A 20,283-nucleotide genomic window follows, 5' to 3' on the forward strand; every position below is an offset into this window, starting at 1 on the left:
CAGTGTGTACCGTCGGGGACATGAGCATTCGCGCCGTGGTCTGGGACGTGGACGACACGCTTTTCGATTACACGACCGCGGACCGGGAGGGCATGCGGGGGCATCTGGTGGCCGAAGGGCTGCTGGAGGGGTACGGGACGGCGGAGCAGGCCCTCGACCGGTGGCGGGAGGTCACCGATCGGCAGTGGGCGCGGTTCTCGGCGGGGGAGACCAGCTTCGAGGGGCAGCGCCGGGACCGGGTGCGGGTCTTCCTGGACCGGCCGGAGCTGACCGACGCCGAGGCCGACGACTGGTTCCGGCGCTACCTCGCGCACTACGAGGCGGCCTGGTCCCTGTTCCCCGACGTCCTGCCCGTGCTGGACGCGCTCGCCGCCAGCCACCGCCACGCGGTGCTCTCCAACTCCAGCCTCCGGGTCCAGGACCACAAGCTGCGCGTCCTCGGGGTGCACGACCGCTTCGAGACCATCCTGTGCGCCGCCGAGCTGGGCGTGTCCAAGCCGGAGGCCGCCGCCTTCCTGGCCGCCTGCGACGCCCTGGAACTGGCCCCGCACCAAGTGGCGTACGTCGGCGACCATCCGGAGATCGACGGACGGGGCGCCGCCGACGCCGGCCTGCTGTCGGTGTGGATCGATCGGTACGGCGGTACGGCGACCGTCGAGGTGCCACCCGGCCGGCACCGGATCGCCACCCTCGCCGAACTCCCCGCGATCCTCGGCGCGGATACCCGTTTTGGAGCCCCGTCCACCTTCGGGTAATGTTCTTCCTGCGCCGAGGGGAGCGGGCCGGAAGGCCGGAAACCCGAAGCGCGAAACTAGAACAAGATCCCCTCAGGGGCTTGCGTTCCAGTGGCCTATGGTGTAATTGGCAGCACGACTGATTCTGGTTCAGTTAGTCTTGGTTCGAGTCCAGGTAGGCCAGCTCGCAGAGCTCATCTGCAACGCCCCCGTTGTGTAGCGGCCTAGCACGCTGCCCTCTCAAGGCAGTAGCGCCGGTTCGAATCCGGTCGGGGGTACTGGTTCCGATCGCGCAGGATCACTTCGGAACTGCTAGGGCCCCCGTTGTGTAGCGGCCTAGCACGCCGCCCTCTCAAGGCGGTAGCGCCGGTTCGAATCCGGTCGGGGGTACGACTGGTCTAAACCACATTGGTCTATGGTGTAATTGGCAGCACGACTGATTCTGGTTCAGTTAGTCTTGGTTCGAGTCCAGGTAGACCAGCTCGGACCTGCGGAAACGCAGTGTCCATGCCCCCGTTGTGTAGCGGCCTAGCACGCCGCCCTCTCAAGGCGGTAGCGCCGGTTCGAATCCGGTCGGGGGTACATCACCGGAAGGCCCCTCGCTCAGGCGAGGGGCCTTACCTCTGTCCGGCCCCACCGGCCTCACTCGAAGCCGTACCGCCGCGCCGACTCCTCCTCCTGGGCCAGCCGGTGCAGCGCCTGGAGCATCGGCTCGACCAGGACCGCGCCCAGCACCGCCGTCTCGATCCGCTCCGCCTCCGACTCCCGCGTCTCCACGAAGTCCAGGTCCAGCACCGCCGCCCGGTGCATCAACTCCGCGTAGGACCTGAGCAGTTCGGCGTCCCAGTCGTAACCGAGGCGGCGCAGCGCGGCCACCGACACCACCAACGAGCGGTAGGCCGGGGAGATCGTGGTCAGCAGCCGGGCGTTGGTCCAGCCCAGCGTGCGCAGCAGCGCGTCCGCCTCCTGCCGGGCGGCCCGTACGTGCTCGTCCTCCGCGTCCGGCTCCGGAACCTGGGGAAGCGCCCACAGGGCCGCGCCGAGCCGGATCGTGCGGCCGAGGGAGTCGTCGTCGACGTGCCCGAGGACCTCCCGGACCGTGGCCACCGGGATCCGGCCCACCTGGATCATCGCCCGCACCAGCCGCAGCCGGCGCAGATGCTCCTCGTCGTACTCGGCGGTCGTCGCGTTGATCTGGCGGCCGGGCGGCAACAGGCCCTCACGCAGGTAGTACTTGATCGTCGCCGTCGAGACCCCGCTCTGTCTGCTCAGCTCGGCCAGTCTCATCCCTTGCGCGCCTCCTTGGTCAGCGCCACTATCCAAGCATGTCTGGAGCCAGCCGAACCACCGCGGACGCGCAGGGTGACGTGGTCGTCCTGCTCATCGGGATGCGTGTCAACCACTTCTGGGCCGTGCACCAGTGGGTGCCGGTCATGTCGGCCATGTTCAGGATGCTCGCGGAGCTGAAGCGGGAGCCGGAGCGCGGGTTGCTCTGGCGGGTGCTGCTGACGGCCTCGCCGCGGACGTACTACGTCGTCCAGTACTGGGAGTCCAAGGAGAAGCTGTACGCCTACGCGAGCGCGACCGACGCGTTCCACCACACGGCGTGGGCGAAGATCAACCGCCTGGAGAAGGGCGGGAAGGTGCGGGGGCACGTCGGGATCTGGCACGAGGCGTATGTCGTGCCGCAGGGGGCGTACGAGGCCGTTTATGGGGACATGCCGGCGTTCGGGCTGGCTGCGGCGCACGGGCAGGTGCCGTTGGCTGCGCGCGGGCGGTATGCGAAGGATCGGTTCGCCTGGCGCGCCCCGGCTTCGTAGGGCTGGTGGCGTACGGCGGGTGCGGGTGTGTGGGGGCTGGTCGCGCAGTTCCCCGCGCCCCTTCAGGTTGGCGTACGTGCCGTCGGGAAAGGGCTGCCGCGGCGTTGAGGCCGCCCTTTTCCTCTTGGCCTCAGCCCGTGCGGCGCAGTGCCTCCGACAGGCGGGCCGCCGCGTCGATGATCGCCTGGGCGTGCATCCGGCCGGGGTGGCGGGTCAGGCGCTCGATCGGGCCGGAGACCGAGACGGCGGCCACGACCCGGTTGGAGGGGCCGCGGACGGGGGCGGAGACGGACGCGACGCCCGGCTCGCGCTCGCCGATGGACTGGGCCCAGCCGCGCCGGCGGACGCCCGAGAGGGCCGTCGCGGTGAAGCGGGCGCCCTGCAGACCGCGGTGGAGGCGCTCCGGCTCCTCCCAGGCCATCAGGATCTGCGCCGACGAACCCGCCTTCATCGTGAGCGTGGAGCCGACCGGGACCGTGTCCCGCAGGCCGGACAGGCGCTCCGCCGCGGCGACGCAGATGCGCATGTCGCCCTGGCGGCGGTAGAGCTGGGCGCTCTCGCCGGTCACGTCGCGCAGGTGGGTGAGCACCGGGCCCGCGGTCGCGAGGAGGCGGTCCTCGCCGGCCGCCGCGGCGAGCTCCGCGAGACGCGGACCGAGAATGAAACGGCCCTGCATGTCGCGCGCCACCATACGGTGGTGTTCCAATGCCACGGCCAGCCGGTGGGCCGTGGGTCGTGCGAGTCCGGTGGCCGCGACCAGTCCCGCGAGGGTGGCCGGACCGGACTCCAGGGCGCTCAGGACAAGGGCTGCCTTGTCCAGAACGCCCACGCCGCTACTGTTGTCCATGAAACGATATTCCCGTCTCACTCTGTGAAACGCAAGTTCATTTTTCCGTGAGACGCGCAACCCTTGGATGCATGGCGGCCCGAAGACCGACGGGCCTGGCGGCGGGTGCCCGGGAACAGGGGCCCGAGGGCGTCGCCTCCACAAGATCTCTAGTTGGGCCGGTGCGTCATTGCCGGCCGGAGGGAAAGCGATGGGTAGGACACTCGCGGAGAAGGTCTGGGACGACCATGTCGTCCGGCGCGCCGAGGGCGAGCCCGACCTCCTCTTCATCGATCTGCACCTGCTGCACGAGGTGACCAGCCCCCAGGCCTTCGACGGACTGCGGAAGAGCGGTCGCCAGGTGCGCCGTCTCGACCTCACCATCGCGACCGAGGACCACAACACCCCGACCCTCGACATCGACAAGCCGATCGCCGACCCGGTCTCCCGGGTCCAGCTGGAGACGCTGCGCAAGAACGCCGCCGAGTTCGGCGTGCGCCTGCACCCGCTCGGCGACGTCGAGCAGGGCGTCGTCCACGTGGTGGGCCCCCAGCTGGGTCTGACCCAGCCGGGCATGACCGTCGTCTGCGGCGACTCCCACACCTCCACGCACGGCGCCTTCGGAGGCCTGGCGTTCGGCATCGGCACCTCGCAGGTCGAGCATGTGCTGGCCACCCAGACGCTGCCGCTGGTCCGCCCCAGGACCATGGCGATCACGGTCGACGGCGAGCTGCCCGACGGCGTCACCGCCAAGGACCTGATCCTGGCGATCATCGCGAAGATCGGCACCGGCGGCGGCCAGGGCTATGTCCTGGAGTACCGCGGTTCCGCCATCGAGAAGCTCTCGATGGAGGCCCGGATGACCATCTGCAACATGTCGATCGAGGCCGGCGCCCGCGCGGGCATGATCGCCCCCGACCAGACCACCTTCGACTACCTCGAGGGCCGTCCGCACGCCCCGAAGGGCGAGGACTGGGACGCGGCCGTCGCGTACTGGAAGACGCTGAAGACGGACGAGGACGCGGTCTTCGACGCCGAGGTCGTCATCGACGCCGCCTCCCTCTCGCCGTTCGTCACCTGGGGCACCAACCCGGGCCAGGGCGCCCCGCTTTCGGCGGACGTCCCCGACCCGGCTTCGTACGAAGACGCCTCGGAGCGCCTCGCCGCCGAAAAGGCCCTGGAGTACATGGGGTTGGAGGCCGGGCAGCCGCTGCGCTCCATCAAGGTGGACACCGTCTTCGTAGGTTCCTGCACCAACGGCCGCATCGAGGACCTGCGTGCCGCCGCCGAGCTCGTGAAGGGCCGCAAAGTCGCCGACGGCGTACGCATGCTGGTCGTCCCCGGCTCCGCCCGGGTCGGTCTGCAGGCCGTCTCCGAGGGCCTGGACGTGGTCTTCAAGGAGGCCGGCGCCGAATGGCGGCACGCGGGCTGCTCGATGTGCCTCGGCATGAACCCCGACCAGCTGGCCCCCGGTGAGCGCTCCGCCTCCACCTCCAACCGCAACTTCGAGGGCCGGCAGGGCAAGGGCGGTCGTACGCACCTGGTGTCGCCGCAGGTCGCGGCCGCCACGGCCGTCCTGGGCCACCTGGCCTCCCCGGCCGACCTGTCCGCCGACACCCCCGCGCCCGCTGGAGTCTGATCAGCCATGGAAGCATTCACCACGCACACCGGCCGGGCCGTCCCGCTGCGCCGCTCCAACGTCGACACCGACCAGATCATCCCTGCTCACTGGCTCAAGAAGGTCACGCGGGACGGGTTCGAGGACGGGCTGTTCGAGGCCTGGCGCAAGGACGGGTCCTTCATCCTCAACCAGCCCGAGCGGCAGGGCGCGACCGTGCTGGTCGCCGGCCCCGACTTCGGCACCGGCTCCTCCCGCGAGCACGCCGTCTGGGCGCTCCAGAACTACGGCTTCAAGGCCGTGATCTCCTCCCGCTTCGCCGACATCTTCCGCGGCAACTCGCTGAAGAACGGCCTGCTCACGGTGGTCCTGGACCAGAAGATCGTGGAGGCGCTCCAGGAGCTCTCCGAGAACGACCCGCAGGCCGAGATCACCGTCGACCTCGAGACCCGTGAGGTGCGCGCCGAGGGCATCACCGCCTCCTTCGAGCTGGACGAGAACTCCCGCTGGCGGCTGCTGAACGGCCTGGACGACATCTCCATCACCCTCCAGAGCGAGCAGGACATCGCCGCGTACGAGGCCAAGCGCCCGTCCTACAAGCCGCGGACGCTCCAGGTCTGATCCGGAGCCCCCGGGGCAAGTCGAGTTTCGGCCAGCCCAACACCCTTCCTGTACCCCCGATCGGTCCGATCGGGGGTACAGCCGTGTCTGGGCCCGGAACCGCCCCCGAACCTTCGCTTTTCCTGCCAACTTCCCACGTTAGAGCGGTGGTTGCCGGGGTACGCGCCCTCTGTGGGCGTGGCTTCCGGCGGTGCCGAGAGGGCCGTTCGAGGGGGCAGTTGCCCCCTGGGCGGGCGACAACTCGCCCCAGATGGCACAATCTGTGCATGGAACACGACGGCCAACTCGAGCTCTATACGGCGGTCGCGAGCCAGCTCAAGGAAGCGCACACAAGAGTGCGCGCACTGCAAGTCCCGGAGGGCGTACGGATGGCGCTGACCCGGAAGCTGCTGGTCATTACGGCCGCGGCCAAGCACGATCTCGCCGATGCGACAAGGCGTCTGGAGCGGTTCATGGCGGACCTCGACGAGGGGCGAATGCCCGAAGAGGAGCGTTGATCGCCTCCGGAACAGCCGACTTCGTTGCGGCACAAGGGTGATTAGCCCGTTTCGTGTTTGATTTGCGGTATATATCTGCCTAACGTGCGAAAAAGCTTGAACACTTTCGTTCTGGCGAGGTCTCCGAAGGGGAAGACGTGAACAAGGCGCAGCTCGTAGAAGCGATTGCCGACAAGCTGGGCGGCCGCCAGCAGGCCGCCGACGCGGTCGACGCGGTCCTGGACGCCATCGTCCGCGCGACCGTCGCGGGGGACCGGGTCTCGGTCACCGGCTTCGGTTCGTTCGAGAAGGTCGACCGGCCGGCCCGCTACGCTCGCAACCCCCAGACGGGCGAGCGGGTTCGGGTCAAGAAGACGTCGGTCCCGCGCTTCCGCGCAGGCCAGGGCTTCAAGGACCTGGTGAGCGGCTCCAAGAAGCTGCCGCGCGGCGGCGAGGTCGCCGTCAAGAAGGCCCCCAAGGGCAGCCTCACCGGCGGCGCCTCCGCCACGGTCAAGAAGGCCGCGGCGAAGAAGGCCACCACCAAGGCCGCCGCCGCGAAGAAGACCACCGCCGCGGCGAAGAAGACGACGGCCGCCGCGAAGAAGACCACGGCCGCCGCCAAGAAGACCACCGCGAAGAAGACGACCGCCGCGGCGAAGAAGACGACGGCCGCCGCGAAGAAGACCACCACCGCCAAGTCGGCCGCCGCGAAGAAGACCACCCCGGCGAAGAAGGCCACCGCCAAGAAGGCCCCGGCCAAGAAGTCGACCGCGCGCAAGACCACCACCGCCAAGAAGGCCACCGCCCGCCAGTCGTAGTCACCGACAGCAAGGGCACTCACGCGCCGGGCCGGACTCCCTCACGGAGCCCGGCCCGCGGCGTGTTCACGCGGCGTGTTCAAGGGGGGCGTTCAGGAGGTCCTAGAAGGTCTGCAGCGTCACCAGGGTGATCCGCGGGCTGTCCTTCGGCCCCTCCACCTCGATCCGCACCCGCTGGCCCGGCCGCAGCAGCCGCAGCCCGCCCGCGTCGAACGCCGGCGCGTCGAAGGGCACCGGGGTGCCGTCGTCCAGCAGCACCTGCCCGCTGCGGGTGTCGGGGTCGTACGTGTATGCGGTCGCCTGCATGGGTCGAGCCTACTGCCCGATACCGAGCAGCCGCGCCGCGGCGGCCGCCGTCCGGGGGCCCACCCCGAGCGCCAGCGCCGCGCGCAGATCCTCGCCGGTGTCCACGTCCTGGCGTACCGAATCGACCGAGGCGAGCCGGAGTTCCTCGGCGCCCGACGTGCGATGGCGGGCGCGGGAATCCATTCCGAATGCCGGGAGCAATTCCCGGTCCGCCGAGACGGCCAGCAGAGTGGTACCGATTCCCGCCGCATCGGCGAGAAATGCGCGCGGGAATTCCGCCGCCGCATTCAGAACACGGGACAATTCCGCCGGGCGTAGTGCGGGGAGATCCGCGTTCAGCGCCGCGAGAGGTGTTTCGGGACGCAGCCGGCGGACGGCGGCGGCACCGTGCGCGAGCGCCGCGTTCAGGCCGGTGCGGGGCTCGTCGGGCACGATCCGGGCCCCCAGGGCGGCCAGCGCGCGCCCCGCCGGCTGATCGTCCGTGACGACCGCCACATCCCGTACGGCCGCGCAGGCCAGCGCCGCCGCCACCGTGTCCTCGGCGAAGGCGAGGGCCAGCCCCGGGCGCAGCTCGTCCCCGGCCGTGTCCGCGAGCCTGCTCTTGGCCAGCGCCAAGGGCTTCAGGGGTATGACCAAGGTCCACTGCACCGGCGTACCGTCCCCTCTCCTGTCGCGGCCATTGTCACCCGGCCCATCGGCACGCCGACGCGTCGGGCGTACGGTGTTCTCGACAGACCGGCGGCCTGGGGCGACACTTGTGCGGCTCACAGGTTCCGAGGAGAAGCCCAGAGCGACGTACCGAGAGAAGTACCGGGAGATGTCCCAGAGGGAAGGTGTCCGCGTGCCCCGCCGCAGAATCGGCTTCTGGTACCGCTTCGCAGCGGTCCTCTGCAAACCCTGGCTGGTGGTTCTGATCAAGCGGGACTGGCGCGGAATGGAGCACATTCCGGCCGACGGTGGATTCATCACCGCCGTGAACCACAATTCCCACGTCGACCCCTTCGCCTACGCGCACTACCAGTACAACACCGGACGGGTGCCGCGATTCCTGGCGAAGAGCGGGCTCTTCAGGAAGGGGTTCGTCGGCGCCGCGATGCGCGGCACGGGGCAGATCCCGGTCTACCGCGAGTCCACGGACGCGCTCAGCGCCTTCCGGGCCGCGATCGACGCTGTGGAGCGCGGCGAGTGCGTCGCCTTCTACCCCGAGGGCACCATCACCCGCGACCCGGACCTGTGGCCCATGACGGCCAAGACCGGCGCCGCGCGGGTCGCCCTGCAGACCAAGTGCCCCGTGATCCCGGTCGCCCAGTGGGGCGCCAACGAGCTGCTGCCGCCGTACAGCGGCAAGCCGCACCTCTTCCCGCGCAAGACCCACCACGTGCTCGCGGGCCCGCCCGTGGACCTCTCGCGTTTCTACGGCCAGGAGATGAGCGCGGAGATCCTCAAGGAGGCCACCGAGGTCATCATGGCCGCCATCACCCGCCAGCTGGAGGAGATCCGCGGCGAGAAGGCGCCCGAGACACCCTACGATCCGCGTCAGGAGCGGATCGAGCAGCGGCGCCGCACCGAGGCGGAGACCGGCGTGCAGACCGGTGCCCAGGCCGGTGCGCAGCCCAGTCACGAGGGGGAGAACAGCAAGTGAGCAAGTCCGTCAAGGCGGCCGTCTTCGGTACCGGATCCTGGGGGACCGCCTTCGGCACGGTCCTCGCCGACGCGGGCTGCGAGGTGACGCTGTGGTCGCGCCGCCCCGAGCTCGCCGAGGCGGTCAACTCCACCCGGACCAACCCGGACTACCTGCCCGGCGTCGAGCTCCCCGAGAACCTCCGCGCCACCGCCGACGCGGCCGAGGCCGCCCGCGGCGCCGACTTCACCGTCCTCGCGATCCCCTCGCAGACCCTGCGCGCCAACCTCGCCGAGTGGACCCCGCTGCTCGCCCCGCACACCGTCCTCGTCTCCCTGATGAAGGGCGTCGAACTCGGGACGACCATGCGGATGAGCGAGGTCATCGAGGACGTCGCCAAGGTCGGCCGGGACCGCGTCGCCGTGGTCACCGGGCCCAACCTGGCCCGTGAGATCGCCTCCCGGATGCCGGCCGCGTCCGTGGTCGCCTGCACCGACGAAACCGTCGCCCAGAAGCTCCAGACCGCCTGCCACACGCCGTACTTCCGCCCGTACACCAACACCGACGTGGTCGGCTGCGAGCTGGGCGGCGCGGTCAAGAACGTCATCGGCCTGGCCGTCGGCATCGCGGACGGCATGGGTCTCGGCGACAACGCCAAGGGCTCCCTCATCACCCGCGGGCTCGCCGAGACCACCCGCCTCGGCCTGGCGATGGGCGCCGACCCGCTCACCTTCTCCGGACTCGCGGGCCTCGGCGACCTGGTGGCGACCTGCTCCTCGCCGCTGTCCCGCAACCACACCTTCGGCACCAACCTGGGCAAGGGCATGACCCTGCAGGAGACCATCGCGGTCACCAAGCAGACCGCCGAGGGCGTCAAGTCCTGCGAGTCGGTGGCCGATCTGGCCCGCCGGCACGGTGTCGACATGCCCATCACCGAGACGGTGGTGGACATCGTCCACGAGGGCAAGCCGCCGGTCGTCGCGCTCAAGGAGCTGATGTCGCGCAGCGCGAAGCCCGAACGACGCTGAGCGAACCCGGCGGGTGGACGCTGACTCCCGGCCCTACCACCGGGTACTCTCATGCCGATATGAGCACCGAGAACCTCCCCCAGAACCCCGAGCAGCCCCCGCGCAAGCCGCGGGTGGCCGTCGTGTCCGGTGGCCGCAGCTCCGAACACGGGATCTCCGTGGTCACCGCCGGCGCCGTCCTGAAGGCCATCGACCGGACCAAGTACGAGGTCCTGCCGATCGGCATCACCCGGGACGGGCGCTGGGCCCTCATCGCCGACGACCCCGAGCGCATGGCGATCACCGACCGCCGCACGCCCGACATCGAGGCGCTCGCCGAGTCGCAGGAGGGCGGCGTGGTGCTCCCCGTCGACCCCGCCAACCGTGAAGTCGTCTACAGCGAGCCGGGATCGGTGCCCAAGGCGCTCGGCGAGGTCGACGTCGTCTTCCCCGTCCTGCACGGCCCCTACGGCGAGGACGGCACCCTGCAGGGCCTGCTGGAGCTCTCCGGTGTCCCGTACGTCGGCTCGGGTGTGCTCGCCTCGGCCGTCGGCCAGGACAAGGAGTACATGAAGCGGGTGTTCACCTCCTTCGGGCTCAAGGTCGGCCCGTACGTGGTGATCCGGCCGCGCGAGTGGGAGCGGGACGAGTCCGCCGCCCGCAAGAAGATCGTGGACTTCGCCGGCGAGCACGGCTGGCCGCTGTTCGTGAAGCCCGCGCGCGCGGGTTCGTCGATCGGCATCACCAAGGTCGACGACCTGTCCGGCCTGGACGAGGCGATCGCCGAGGCCCAGCGCCACGACCCGAAGATCCTGGTGGAGGCGGCCGTACGGGGCCGTGAGATCGAGTGCGGGGTGCTGGAGTTCGAGGACGGCCCGCGGGCCTCGGTCCCGGCGGAGATCCCGCCGCCGGACGCGCACGCGTACTACGACTTCGAGGCGAAGTACATCGACTCCACGCCCGGGATCGTGCCCGCGCCCCTCACCCCCGAGGAGACGGCCGAGGTCCGCCGGCTCGCCGTGGACGCCTTCGAGGCCGCTTCCTGCGAGGGCCTGGTCCGCGCGGACTTCTTCCTCACGGAGGAGGGCGACTTCGTGATCAACGAGATCAACACCATGCCGGGCTTCACCCCGATCTCGATGTACCCGGCGATGTGGCAGGCCACGGGCATCGGCTACGAGGAACTCGTGGACCGCCTGATCCAGGCGGCGCTTCGCAGGTCCACGGGACTGCGGTAGTTCTCAGTCGGCGATCCCCTCGGGGATCGCCTTCTTGACGGCCGACGCCAAGTCGATCAACACCCCGGAACTGTCCGTGCCCTCCGGCACCGTCACCTCGACATAGGCAAGACGACTGGCCGTGGTGAACCGGTACCCCCCGCCGTCCCGCTTCTCCATCAGCCAGTCCACCCCGTTCACGCCCCCGGCCACCGCGTCCGCGTCCTGGCCCTGGGCCACCTTCGGGTCCACCATCTTCGGCGGCCGTTCCACACCGCAGCGCAGTATGATCGCCGGGTCCCCCCAGCCCGCGGTCAGCGCGGAGGCGGGCTCGGGATCCCGGCGGCTTCGGCCGTCCACCTTCGACGGCAGTGCCTCGTCCAGGTTCCGGCACAGCTTCACGGTCTTCGCCGTCGGACGGGGAACCGCCGCCGACGCGCTGTCGTCTGCCGAGGAGCAGCCCACGGCGGCACACAGCAGAGCGAGGGCGGGCAGACCACTGAGCCGGTGACGGAAAAGGTTCACCGGCCAAGGGTAGACGGGGGCTACAGATGCACGACCGGACAGGTCAGGGTGCGGGTGATCCCGTCCACCTGCTGGACCTTGGCGACCACCAATCGGCCGAGGTCGTCCACCGTGTCGGCCTGGGCCCGCACGATCACGTCGTACGGACCCGTCACGTCCTCGGCCTGGACGACCCCAGGAATCTTGCTGATCTCCTCGGCGACGGTCGACGCTTTGCCGACCTCCGTCTGGATCAGGATGTACGCCTGTACCACGGAACCTCCAGGGCGGCCACGAGGATCATGTGGGGAAAAGGAACGCCACGGTATCGCGTTGCCGCGCGCCACGGGGAGACCCGAGGGACGCGCGGCCCCCGTGCCGGGGTGCAGGGATGGCAGAGGTTGACGGTCACGTCGGCCGTACCGGTCGGGCGGGCCGTGCCGGCCCCCTCGACCGTATCGAGGACACTGGTGCTGCGCGACCGGGCACGGACAGGGATAGAAGGGGCGAAAGGGTAATGAAGGGCACTGTTGGTGAGCTCGGGGAGTTCGGGCTCATCAGGGAGCTCACCTCCCGTCTCACCACCACCTCGGCGGTGCGCGTCGGCCCCGGCGACGACGCCGCGGTGGTGGCCGCGCCCGATCGCCGGGTCGTGGCCAGCACCGACATCCTGCTGGAGGGCCGGCACTTCCGCCGTGACTGGTCCACGGCCTACGACGTCGGCCGCAAGGCCGCCGCCCAGAACCTGGCCGACATCGCCGCCATGGGCGCGGTGCCGACCGCGCTGCTCCTCGGCCTCGTCGTGCCCGCCGAACTGCCGGTGACCTGGCCGAGCGAGCTGATGGACGGCATCCGCGACGAGTGCCAGGTGGCCGGGGCCTCCGTGGTCGGCGGCGATGTCGTACGGGGCGACACGATCATGGTGTCGATCACCGCGCTCGGCGATCTGCGCAACCAGGAGCCGGTCACCCGGGCGGGCGCCCAGCCCGGCGACCTGGTCGCGGTGACCGGCTGGCTCGGCTGGTCCGCCGCCGGGTACGCGGTCCTCTCCCGCGGCTTCCGCTCCCCCCGTGCCTTCGTCGAGGCCCACCGCCGTCCCGAGCCGCCGTACCACGCGGGTCCGGCCGCGGCGGCCCTCGGCGCGACCGCGATGTGCGACGTCAGCGACGGACTGATCGCCGACCTCGGGCACATCGCCGAGGCCAGCAAGGTCCGCATCGACATCCGCTCCGGCGCCATCGACATCCCCACCCAGATGAACGACATCGGGTCGGCCGTCGGCGTGGACCCCATCCAGTGGGTGCTGACCGGGGGAGAGGACCACGCGATCGTGGCGACCTTCCCGCCGGACGTGAAGCTGCCCGCCCGCTGGAAGGTCATCGGCGAGGTCCTCAACCCCTCCGCGCTGCCCCAGGTGACCGTCGACGGGGCGCCCTGGACCCGGCAGGGCGGCTGGGACCACTTCGGGGACATAGAGTCATGAGCCTCCCGAGGGTGCTCACGGTCGCCGGTTCCGACTCCGGCGGCGGCGCGGGCATCCAGGCCGACCTGAAGACGATGCTCGCGCTCGGGGTGCACGGGATGAGCGTCCTCACCGCCGTCACCGCGCAGAACTCCCTCGGTGTGCAGGGAGCTTGGGAGCTGCCCGCCGAGGCGGTGCGCGCCCAGTACCGCAGCGTCGTGGACGACATCGGCGTCCAGGCCGTGAAGACCGGCATGCTCGCCTCCGCCGAACTCGTCGACACCGTGGCCGCCTTGATCGCCGGCACCGACGCCCCGGCCGTCGTGGACCCGGTGGGCGTCTCCAAGCACGGGGATCCCCTGCTGGCCGCCTCCGCCCTGGACTCCGTACGGACTCGGCTCCTCCCGGTGGCGACCGTGGCCACGCCCAACCTCGACGAGGTCGCCCAACTCACCGGCGTACGGGTGGAGTCGGAGGAGCAGCTGCGGGAGGCCGCGGCGGCCGTCCTGGCGTACGGACCGCGCTGGGTGCTGATCAAGGGCGGCCATCTCCCCGGTGACGCCGTGGACCTGCTGACGGACGGCACCGAGGAGCACTGGCTGCGCGCGCCGCGCCACGACAACCGGCACACGCACGGCACGGGCTGCACCCTCGCGTCCGCGATCGCGTCGCAGCTCGCCAAGGGGCAGCGCGTGCCGGAGGCCGTGCGGGCGGCCAAGGAGTACGTCACCGGGGCGATCGCCGCCGGCTTCGCGCTCGGCGGCGGGATCGGACCCGTGGACCACGGCTGGGCGCTCACACGGGGTACTCCGGGAGCTTGATGTTCGTCGCCGACTTCTCGGTGATGCGTTGGAAGAAGGCCGTCATCGGGCGGGAGGCGAGCAGTCGGTACATCCGGTCCCGGCCGCGGATCCGCCGCTCGGTGGCCGGGGCGAAGAACGGGCCCGCGTTGCCCGAGGTCTTCTGGCAGCCCTTCGCGAAGTCCCGGATCCGGGAGTCGTAGGCGGCGAACGCCGTACGGTGGTCGCCGCCCGCCAGGGCGAGTTCACCGGCCAGGACGTACGCGCCGACGACCGCCACACCGGTGCCCATGCCGCCCATCGTCGCCCCGTACCCGGCGTCCCCGAGCAGCGCCACCCGCCCGTGGGTGAGCCGGTCGACGTGGATCTGCGCGATCGCGTCGAAGTAGAGCTCGTCGGCCCCCTCCAGTGCCGCGAGCACGGTCGGCCCCTGCCAGCCCATGCCCGCGAACCGCTCGGCGAGGATCCGCTTCTGCGCGGCGAGGTCCCGGCGGTCGTACGACAGCCGCTCGGACCGGAACACCAGCAGCGCGCCCGCGCGGTCGGGGTCGCCGTCGTAGTTGCCGATCATGACGGCCCGGCCCGGCTCGCTGTAGAGACGGCCGGTGCGGATCAGACCCAGCTCGTTGGGGACCTCGACGGCGGCCACGTAGTGGTCGAAGAAGCGCAGGTAGCGGGACTCGTCGCCGAAGACCAGCGAGCGGGTGTGCGAGTGCAGGCCGTCCGCGCCGATCACCAGGTCGAAGCGGCGGGGCGGGGCGTTCTCGAAGGTGACGTCGACTCCGCCGGGGGTGTCGGTGAGCGTGGCGATCGAGTCGCCGAACACGTACTCGACGCGGTCGCGGGTGCGCTCGTACATGATGTCCGCCAGCTCGCCGCGGAAGATCTCCACGTCCCCGCTCATCATCTCCGACGGCAGGTCCACCTTCGGGGTGCCGTCCGCGGCGACGACGATCTGCCGGCCCATGTGGGTCTGGCGGGCGTGGATCTCGTCCCAGATGCCCATCTCGGTGAGCACCCTGCGGTGGACGTGCCCCCGGAAGTCGACGGCGAAGCCGCCCCGGCGCACATCGGGCGCCTTCTCGACGACGGTGACGCGCGCGCCGTGGCGCACGAGGTTGAGCGCGAGCGCCGGACCGGCGACGCTGGCGCCGGAGATCAGGACGGTCAGATGGCCGAGGTCGTACGTCTTCTTCGTCATGTACGGCAGCCTCGGCGGGGCCGCTGACCGTCCGCCTACCGTTCGCTGACCGCCGCCGACCGCAGACTCCGGCCCCGCGCGAAGGCCTGCTCGTACGCTCCCCGCCCCAGCTTCCCCCGGACCTCCTCGGCCACGCGCCGCACATCGGGGTCGCCCCGGGACTCCGCGCCCCGCAGACCCGCCGCCGCGCCCAGCAGCTCGGCGGCCCGCCCGGGGTCGACGGCGAGCGCGGCCAGCGCCTCGGCGACGGCGGCGAGCGTGTCGGCGCCGGGCGGCCCGTCGGCCAGCTCGCGGGCCTGGCCGAGCCACTCACCGGCGAGACCCGGGTCCCCCTCCGCCAGGGCCGTCCGGCCCAGCCCGACCAGGATGAGCACGGTCTCGCCGAGGCTGAACCAGTTCGCGGCACAGGTCTCCAGGGCGTTCTCGTAGTGCACGCGCGCGTGGGCGGTGTCCCCGGACAGCCGGGCCGCGTCGCCGAGCCCGCGCAGCGCGGCCGCCGCCTTGTCACCCGCGCCGGCCGTGCGCGCGAGGGCCGCGGAGCGGGTGAAGTGCGCGGCGGCCTCCTCGGCGTCGCCCCGGTGCAGCAGCGCGAACCCGCGCGAGCGCAGCAGGTCCGCGGTCTCCTCCGGCGCCCGCAGCTCCCGTACGTACACCAGGCCCTCGTCGAACAGCTCCAGCGCGCGTGAGTGCTCCCCGCGACGGCTCGCGAACCCGCCCAGCGGATCGAGGCAGTTCGCCATGGCCCAGCGGTCGCCGGTCTCCCGGAAACCGGCGAGCGCCCGGCCGAAGGACGCCTCGGAGGCGGTCGCGTCCCCCGCGAACTGCTGCTGGTAGGCGGTGCCGAGGTCGAGCAGCGCCTGCCGCCACACGCCCGTGCCGAGCTGACCGCGCGCATGCTCGTTCAGGGCCGTGACCAGGGGGCCGCCGGTCAGGGACCACAGCACCATGGTGAACGGCAGCCGCAGCGGACCCGGCAGCGACTTCATCAGGGCCGCCACGCGCGCGACCCGGTCCGCCTCGGCGGGGTCGTCGCCGCGCCCGGTGACGGTGTTCATCAGACACAGGGCGTACTCCTCGACCAGCCCGGGGGGCGGCTCCTCGCCGACGGCCGCGAGCAGCGCGCGGGCCTGGGGGACCTGCCGGCCGTGCGGTCCGCGCAGCCGCCGGAACCAGGTCAGCGCCGCCATCAGCCGCAGCGCGCCCGGGGGATCGGCGGCGGTCAGCCGGTCCACGGCCGCGTCCAGGTTGTCGTCCTCGGCCTCCAGCCGCGCCAGCCAGACCAGTTGCTCCCGGCCGCGCAGGAACGGTTCCGCCCGCTCGGCCAGGCCGAGGAAGTAACCGGCGTGCGCGGCCTCCAGCGCGCCGGGGGAGGCCGAGTCCCCCGCCGCGAACGCCCGGATCGTCTCCAGCATCCGGTAGCGGCCCTCGGACACCTCCACGAAGGACTTCTCGACCAGCGAGGCCAGCACGTCCTCCGGGTACGGCAGCCCGCACACCGCCTCGACCGCCTCCAGCGTGGCACCGCCGGCGAACACCGTCAGCCGCCGCGCCAGCTCCCGTTCCTCCTCGTCCAGCAGGTCCCAGCTCCACTCCACCACCGCCCGCAGGGTGCGGTGCCGGGGCGCCTTGGAACGGTCGCCCCGGGACAGCAGCCGGAACCGGTCGCCGAGCCGGTCGGCCAGCTCGTCCGGCGTGAGGGTGCGCAGCCGGGCCGCCGCCAGCTCGATGGCGAGCGGCAGCCCGTCGAGTCCCGCGCAGATCTCCGGCACGCGCGGGTGGTCCTCGAAACCGGGGCGCACGGCCCGGGCCCGGTCCAGGAAGAGCCGCAGCGCGGGCTCCGGCGGGAGGGGCGGCACCGGCACCAGGACCTCGCCGGTGATACCGAGGGACTCCCGGCCGGTGGCGAGGATCCGCACCCCGGGACAGGCCGCGAGCAGCCGCGCCGCCAACCGCGCGGCCTCCTCGACCAGATGTTCGCAGTTGTCCAGCACGAGCAGCAGCTCACGCTCCTCCAGCACGGCCAGCAGCCGGTCCGTGCCGTCGGAGGCGGCCGTGCGGAAGCCCTCGCGCACCCCGAGCGCGCCCAGTACGGCGTACGGGATCCGGCCGCCGTCGGTGAGGGGCGCCAGCTCGACGAAGCAGACCTCCGCCCACCGGGCCGCGGCCTCGATCGCCAGCCGGGTCTTGCCCGCCCCGCCGGGGCCGGTGAGGGTGACCAGCCGGGTGTCCGCCAGGAGCGCGGCGATCCGGGCGAGGTCGTTCTCCCGGCCGACGAACCGGGTGAGCTGGACCGGCAGCCGGGGCCGCTCGGGCCTGGCGCCCCGCAGCAGCTCCAGGTGCAGCGCGGACAGTGCGGGGGAGGGGTCGGCGCCGAGTTCCTCCGCGAGCGTGCGCCGGGCCTCCTCGTAGACCGCGAGGGCCTCCGCGGGCCGTCCGTCCGCGTGCAGCGCCCGCATCAGCAGACCGTACAGCCGCTCGCTCAGCGGCTGTGCCGCCAGCAGCGCCCGCACCTCCGCCACCAGTTCCGGCCCGCCGCCGAGCGCCAGATCCGCCTCGACGCGGTCCTGTACGGCGGCCAGCCGCAGCTCCTCGACCCGGGCCCGCTCGGCGTGCGCGTCCGGGAGGTCGGGCAGCGCCGGGCCGCGCCACAGGGAGAGCGCCTCCCGCAGCAGGGCGGCGGCCCCGGTGTGGTCCCCGGCGGTGAGCCGGGTACGGCCCTCCCGCGCGAGCCGCTCGAAGCGGTGGAGGTCGACGGCGTCCGGCGCGGCGGTGAGCCGGTAAACGGTGGCGGTGGCCTCGATCCCGGTGTGCGGGGCCAGCCGGCGGCGCAGCCGGGAGACCTGGGACTGCAACGCGTTCGCGGCTCCGGCGGGCGGCTCGGCGCCGTACAGGCCCTCGGCCAGCCGCTCCAGGGAGACACCGCGGTCCGCGTCGAGCAGCAGGAGGGTGAGCAGGGCGCGGGGGCGGGGGCCGCCGGGGTCGAGCGGGGTGCCGTCGTCGGTGCGGAGCTCCAGGGGGCCCAGAATGCCGAAGCGCATGGGCGGGAGTCTGTCAGCTCACGGCGTTGTCAGGTACAGCAAAAAGCCGGCCCACACGAGGTGGACCGGCTCGTTGCAGCGAACCAGCAGTGGCCGCGCACTCAGCAGTGCGTCAGCGCGAGACCTTGCCGGCCTTGATGCACGAGGTGCAAGCGTTCACGCGCTTCGGCGTCCCGCCGACCACGGTACGCACACGCTGGATGTTCGGGTTCCAGCGGCGAGACGTACGGCGGTGCGAGTGCGAGATGTTGTTGCCGAAGCCCGGCCCCTTGCCGCAGACGTCGCAGTTGGCAGCCACGGGTCACTCCAAAGACTTCAGATGCACTTACGGTTGGATCCCGGCATGCCGGGATCGAGATCGCAGGATCAGAGATCTGAGTGGCGTAGCCAGGGGAATGGCCCGATCGGATCGGGCAACCGGAGCAGCATACAACGACTGCGCCAGTAGAACGAAACTACCACGGCTGCTCTACGCTGCGTGCAGTCCAGCAGCTCAGGGAGGCGCAGGTGGCGCAGGTGCCGCAGACATTCTTCGATGCTCTCGCGGTGCGCACCTGGTGCTCGCTCGCGCTCACGGCGCTGGGCCGCGCGCGCGAGGAGATCGACGCGATCAACGTCTACCCCGTCGCGGACGGCGACACCGGCACCAACCTCTACCTGACCGTCGAGTCCGCCACGACCGCCGTGGAGGCCGTGTTCGCGGGGTACGAGACCGCTCCGGCGGCCGCGCGCAGCCCCTCCCTCGCCGACGCCGCGCGCGCGATGGCGCACGGCGCGCTCATAGGGGCGCGCGGGAACTCGGGGACGATCCTCGCCCAGCTCCTGCGCGGCATGGCCCAGGTCCTCGCCGACGAGGGTGAGGCCTCTCACACCGACGGGGACGGACTGCGGACCGCCCTGCGGCACGCCGCCGACTCCGCCCGCCAGGCCGTCGCCCACCCCGTCGAGGGCACGGTCCTGTCCGTCGCCTCGGCCGCCGCCGACGCGGCCGCGGGCACGGGAGGCGACTGCGGGACCGTCGCCCGCGCCGCCTACCGGGGGGCGTGCGTGGCCCTGGCCGCGACCCCGGCCCAGCTCACCGTCCTGGAACACGCCGGGGTGGTCGACGCCGGCGGACGGGGGCTGGTCGCCGTCCTCGCGGCACTGGTGGAGACGTTCACGGGAGAGGCACCGGTGTACTCCGGGCACTCCGCGGGCTTCGGGCTCTCCGGCGGCGCGGTGCACGCGCGCGTGGAGGCCGGTCCGGAACCGGGCACCGCGGACTGCGCCGACACCCCGGGCGGCGCGGACGGGCCCGCCTTCGAGGTGATCTACCTGCTGGAGGCCGAGGACCCGGCCGTCGCCCGGCTGCGGCAGCGGCTGGACGCCCTCGGGGACTCCCTCGTCGTGGTCGGCGGCGACGGCCTGTGGAACGTCCACGTCCACGTGGACGACGCGGGCGCCGCCGTCGAGGCGGGCGTCGAGGCCGGACGGCCGTACCGGATCCGCATCACCCACTTCGGCGCCGGTGACGCCCACGCGCGCGTCGGCGAACGCCCTCTCCGCGAGCGCGTCCAGCGGGCCGTCGTCGCCGTCGTGCCCGGCGAGGGGCTGGCCGGCCTGTACACCGAGGCCGGCGCGACCACCGTCCTCGCCCGCCCCGGGGAACCGCCCGTCAGCGGGGAACTCGTGGAGGCCGTACGACGGGCCCACGCGCGCGAGGTCGTCCTGCTGCCCAACGACGCCGATCTGCGCCACACCGCCGCCGCGGCCGCCGAGCAGGCCCGCTCGGAAGGCATCCGGGTGGCCCTGATCCCCACCCGCTCCGCCGTCCAGGGCATCGCCGCGCTCGCCGTCCACGAGGCCGACCGCCGCTTCGACGAGGACGTCGTCTCCATGACCTCCGCGGCCGGCGCCACCCGCTACGCCGAGGTCGCCGTCGCCGAGCGCCAGTCGTGGACCATGGCCGGCATCTGCCAGGCCGGCGACATCCTCGGGCTCATCGACGGCGACGTCGCCGTCATCGGCGCCGACGTCACCGCCACCGCCGAGTCCACCCTGGACCGGATGCTCTCGGCGGGCGGTGAGCTGGTCACCCTGGTGCTCGGCGACGACGCCCCCGAGGGCATCGCCGAACACCTGGAGACACGGGTGCGCGAGGCCTACCTCGCCGTCGACACCGTCGTGTACCGCGGCGGACGGCAGGGCGCGCTCCTCCTGATCGGCGTCGAGTAG

General features: G+C 71.9%; 21 protein-coding genes and 5 tRNA genes. 17 read left to right on the forward strand and 9 right to left on the reverse strand.

The annotated features are described in order from the left end of the window. Positions 1–20 precede the first annotated feature (20 nt). The 6 genes from ACYQ8Q_RS31960 (at position 21) to ACYQ8Q_RS31985 (ending at position 1,316) form a co-directional block, all read left to right on the forward strand. The gene (locus ACYQ8Q_RS31960) at positions 21–755 is read left to right on the forward strand and encodes an HAD family hydrolase (RefSeq protein ID WP_460069832.1); all 735 of its coding nucleotides are present in this window, start codon (positions 21–23) and stop codon (positions 753–755) included. Between the two features lie 91 nt (positions 756–846). Beyond that, a tRNA-Gln gene (locus ACYQ8Q_RS31965) sits at positions 847–918 on the forward strand. A gap of 21 nt (positions 919–939) precedes the next feature. After that, positions 940–1,012: transfer RNA gene (locus ACYQ8Q_RS31970), tRNA-Glu, on the forward strand. Positions 1,013–1,051: 39 nt separating this feature from the next. Next, positions 1,052–1,124: transfer RNA gene (locus ACYQ8Q_RS31975), tRNA-Glu, on the forward strand. Between the two features lie 19 nt (positions 1,125–1,143). Then, positions 1,144–1,215, forward strand: a tRNA-Gln gene (locus ACYQ8Q_RS31980). Positions 1,216–1,243: 28 nt separating this feature from the next. Next, positions 1,244–1,316 (forward strand) — tRNA-Glu (locus ACYQ8Q_RS31985). 60 nt (positions 1,317–1,376) lie between these two features. Here ACYQ8Q_RS31985 and ACYQ8Q_RS31990 read toward each other — a convergent pair. After that, positions 1,377–2,021: a MerR family transcriptional regulator gene (locus ACYQ8Q_RS31990; protein ID WP_460069833.1), complete on the reverse strand. Its 645-nt coding sequence runs from the start codon at positions 2,019–2,021 to the stop codon at positions 1,377–1,379. A gap of 38 nt (positions 2,022–2,059) precedes the next feature. On the opposite strand from ACYQ8Q_RS31990, the gene ACYQ8Q_RS31995 reads away from it, so the two are divergent. After that, complete coding sequence (locus ACYQ8Q_RS31995; protein ID WP_460069834.1) at positions 2,060–2,554, forward strand: DUF4188 domain-containing protein; 495 nt, start codon at positions 2,060–2,062, stop codon at positions 2,552–2,554. A 130-nt stretch (positions 2,555–2,684) separates the two neighbouring features. Here the strand turns inward: ACYQ8Q_RS31995 and ndgR are convergent, their stop codons facing one another. Then, positions 2,685–3,401 carry an IclR family transcriptional regulator NdgR gene (gene ndgR / locus ACYQ8Q_RS32000; protein WP_055634332.1) on the reverse strand — a complete coding sequence of 239 codons (717 nt, stop codon included), beginning with the start codon at positions 3,399–3,401 and terminating at the stop codon, positions 2,685–2,687. 190 nt (positions 3,402–3,591) lie between these two features. Here ndgR and leuC point away from each other — a divergent pair, with 190 nt between their 5' ends. The 4 genes from leuC to ACYQ8Q_RS32020 all read left to right on the forward strand — a co-directional run bounded on the left by leuC (position 3,592) and on the right by ACYQ8Q_RS32020 (position 6,913). Next, a complete protein-coding gene (gene leuC / locus ACYQ8Q_RS32005) occupies positions 3,592–5,019 on the forward strand; it encodes a 3-isopropylmalate dehydratase large subunit (protein ID WP_460069836.1) in 1,428 nt (475 codons plus the stop codon). Positions 5,020–5,025: 6 nt separating this feature from the next. Continuing rightward, the gene (gene leuD / locus ACYQ8Q_RS32010) at positions 5,026–5,619 is read left to right on the forward strand and encodes a 3-isopropylmalate dehydratase small subunit (RefSeq protein ID WP_460069838.1); all 594 of its coding nucleotides are present in this window, start codon (positions 5,026–5,028) and stop codon (positions 5,617–5,619) included. Positions 5,620–5,885: 266 nt separating this feature from the next. Next, positions 5,886–6,116 carry an SCO5555 family protein gene (locus ACYQ8Q_RS32015; protein WP_460069839.1) on the forward strand — a complete coding sequence of 77 codons (231 nt, stop codon included), beginning with the start codon at positions 5,886–5,888 and terminating at the stop codon, positions 6,114–6,116. A gap of 137 nt (positions 6,117–6,253) precedes the next feature. Then, a complete protein-coding gene (locus ACYQ8Q_RS32020; protein ID WP_460069841.1) occupies positions 6,254–6,913 on the forward strand; it encodes an HU family DNA-binding protein in 660 nt (219 codons plus the stop codon). 102 nt (positions 6,914–7,015) lie between these two features. Here ACYQ8Q_RS32020 and ACYQ8Q_RS32025 read toward each other — a convergent pair whose 3' ends face one another. Next, on the reverse strand, positions 7,016–7,219 hold the full coding sequence (locus ACYQ8Q_RS32025; protein WP_062641780.1) for a hypothetical protein: 204 nt from the start codon (positions 7,217–7,219) through the stop codon (positions 7,016–7,018). Between the two features lie 9 nt (positions 7,220–7,228). Then, positions 7,229–7,867 carry a 2-phospho-L-lactate guanylyltransferase gene (gene cofC, locus ACYQ8Q_RS32030; RefSeq protein ID WP_460069844.1) on the reverse strand — a complete coding sequence of 213 codons (639 nt, stop codon included), beginning with the start codon at positions 7,865–7,867 and terminating at the stop codon, positions 7,229–7,231. A gap of 193 nt (positions 7,868–8,060) precedes the next feature. Here cofC and ACYQ8Q_RS32035 point away from each other — a divergent pair, with 193 nt between their 5' ends. Genes ACYQ8Q_RS32035 through ACYQ8Q_RS32045 form a run of 3 tightly spaced genes read left to right on the forward strand, consistent with a single transcriptional unit; the run spans position 8,061 to position 11,085 of the window. Further along, on the forward strand, positions 8,061–8,861 hold the full coding sequence (locus ACYQ8Q_RS32035) for a lysophospholipid acyltransferase family protein (RefSeq protein WP_460069846.1): 801 nt from the start codon (positions 8,061–8,063) through the stop codon (positions 8,859–8,861). Next, positions 8,858–9,868, forward strand: coding sequence for an NAD(P)H-dependent glycerol-3-phosphate dehydrogenase (locus ACYQ8Q_RS32040; protein WP_460069847.1), 1,011 nt, complete (start codon positions 8,858–8,860; stop codon positions 9,866–9,868). The genes ACYQ8Q_RS32035 and ACYQ8Q_RS32040 overlap by 4 nt, the downstream gene beginning before the upstream one ends. A 59-nt stretch (positions 9,869–9,927) precedes the next feature. Continuing rightward, on the forward strand, positions 9,928–11,085 hold the full coding sequence (locus ACYQ8Q_RS32045; protein WP_067257365.1) for a D-alanine--D-alanine ligase family protein: 1,158 nt from the start codon (positions 9,928–9,930) through the stop codon (positions 11,083–11,085). Positions 11,086–11,088: 3 nt separating this feature from the next. Here ACYQ8Q_RS32045 and ACYQ8Q_RS32050 read toward each other — a convergent pair whose 3' ends face one another. Further along, a complete protein-coding gene (locus ACYQ8Q_RS32050; protein ID WP_460069849.1) occupies positions 11,089–11,589 on the reverse strand; it encodes a DUF3515 domain-containing protein in 501 nt (166 codons plus the stop codon). Between the two features lie 20 nt (positions 11,590–11,609). Beyond that, positions 11,610–11,843, reverse strand: coding sequence for an Lrp/AsnC family transcriptional regulator (locus tag ACYQ8Q_RS32055; protein WP_030793842.1), 234 nt, complete (start codon positions 11,841–11,843; stop codon positions 11,610–11,612). Positions 11,844–12,085: 242 nt separating this feature from the next. On the opposite strand from ACYQ8Q_RS32055, the gene ACYQ8Q_RS32060 reads away from it, so the two are divergent. Further along, a complete protein-coding gene (locus ACYQ8Q_RS32060; RefSeq protein WP_460069851.1) occupies positions 12,086–13,051 on the forward strand; it encodes a thiamine-phosphate kinase in 966 nt (321 codons plus the stop codon). Next, the gene (gene thiD / locus ACYQ8Q_RS32065; protein WP_460069852.1) at positions 13,048–13,851 is read left to right on the forward strand and encodes a bifunctional hydroxymethylpyrimidine kinase/phosphomethylpyrimidine kinase; all 804 of its coding nucleotides are present in this window, start codon (positions 13,048–13,050) and stop codon (positions 13,849–13,851) included. The genes ACYQ8Q_RS32060 and thiD overlap by 4 nt, the downstream gene beginning before the upstream one ends. On the opposite strand, the gene ACYQ8Q_RS32070 is transcribed toward thiD, so the two are convergent. From ACYQ8Q_RS32070 to rpmB, 3 genes are all read right to left on the reverse strand, one after another. Then, positions 13,826–15,031, reverse strand: coding sequence for an FAD-dependent monooxygenase (locus ACYQ8Q_RS32070; protein WP_460069855.1), 1,206 nt, complete (start codon positions 15,029–15,031; stop codon positions 13,826–13,828). The two genes, thiD and ACYQ8Q_RS32070, sit on opposite strands and share 26 nt — an antisense overlap. A gap of 35 nt (positions 15,032–15,066) precedes the next feature. Next, a complete protein-coding gene (locus ACYQ8Q_RS32075; protein ID WP_460069858.1) occupies positions 15,067–18,069 on the reverse strand; it encodes an ATP-binding protein in 3,003 nt (1,000 codons plus the stop codon). A 112-nt stretch (positions 18,070–18,181) separates the two neighbouring features. Next, positions 18,182–18,367 (reverse strand): 50S ribosomal protein L28, encoded by a 186-nt coding sequence (rpmB, locus tag ACYQ8Q_RS32080; protein WP_003993230.1) that lies wholly within the window; start codon positions 18,365–18,367, stop codon positions 18,182–18,184. Between the two features lie 209 nt (positions 18,368–18,576). On the opposite strand from rpmB, the gene ACYQ8Q_RS32085 reads away from it, so the two are divergent. Further along, positions 18,577–20,283 carry a DAK2 domain-containing protein gene (locus tag ACYQ8Q_RS32085; protein ID WP_460069860.1) on the forward strand — a complete coding sequence of 569 codons (1,707 nt, stop codon included), beginning with the start codon at positions 18,577–18,579 and terminating at the stop codon, positions 20,281–20,283.

This window comes from Streptomyces sp. YKOK-I1, assembly GCF_054660435.1.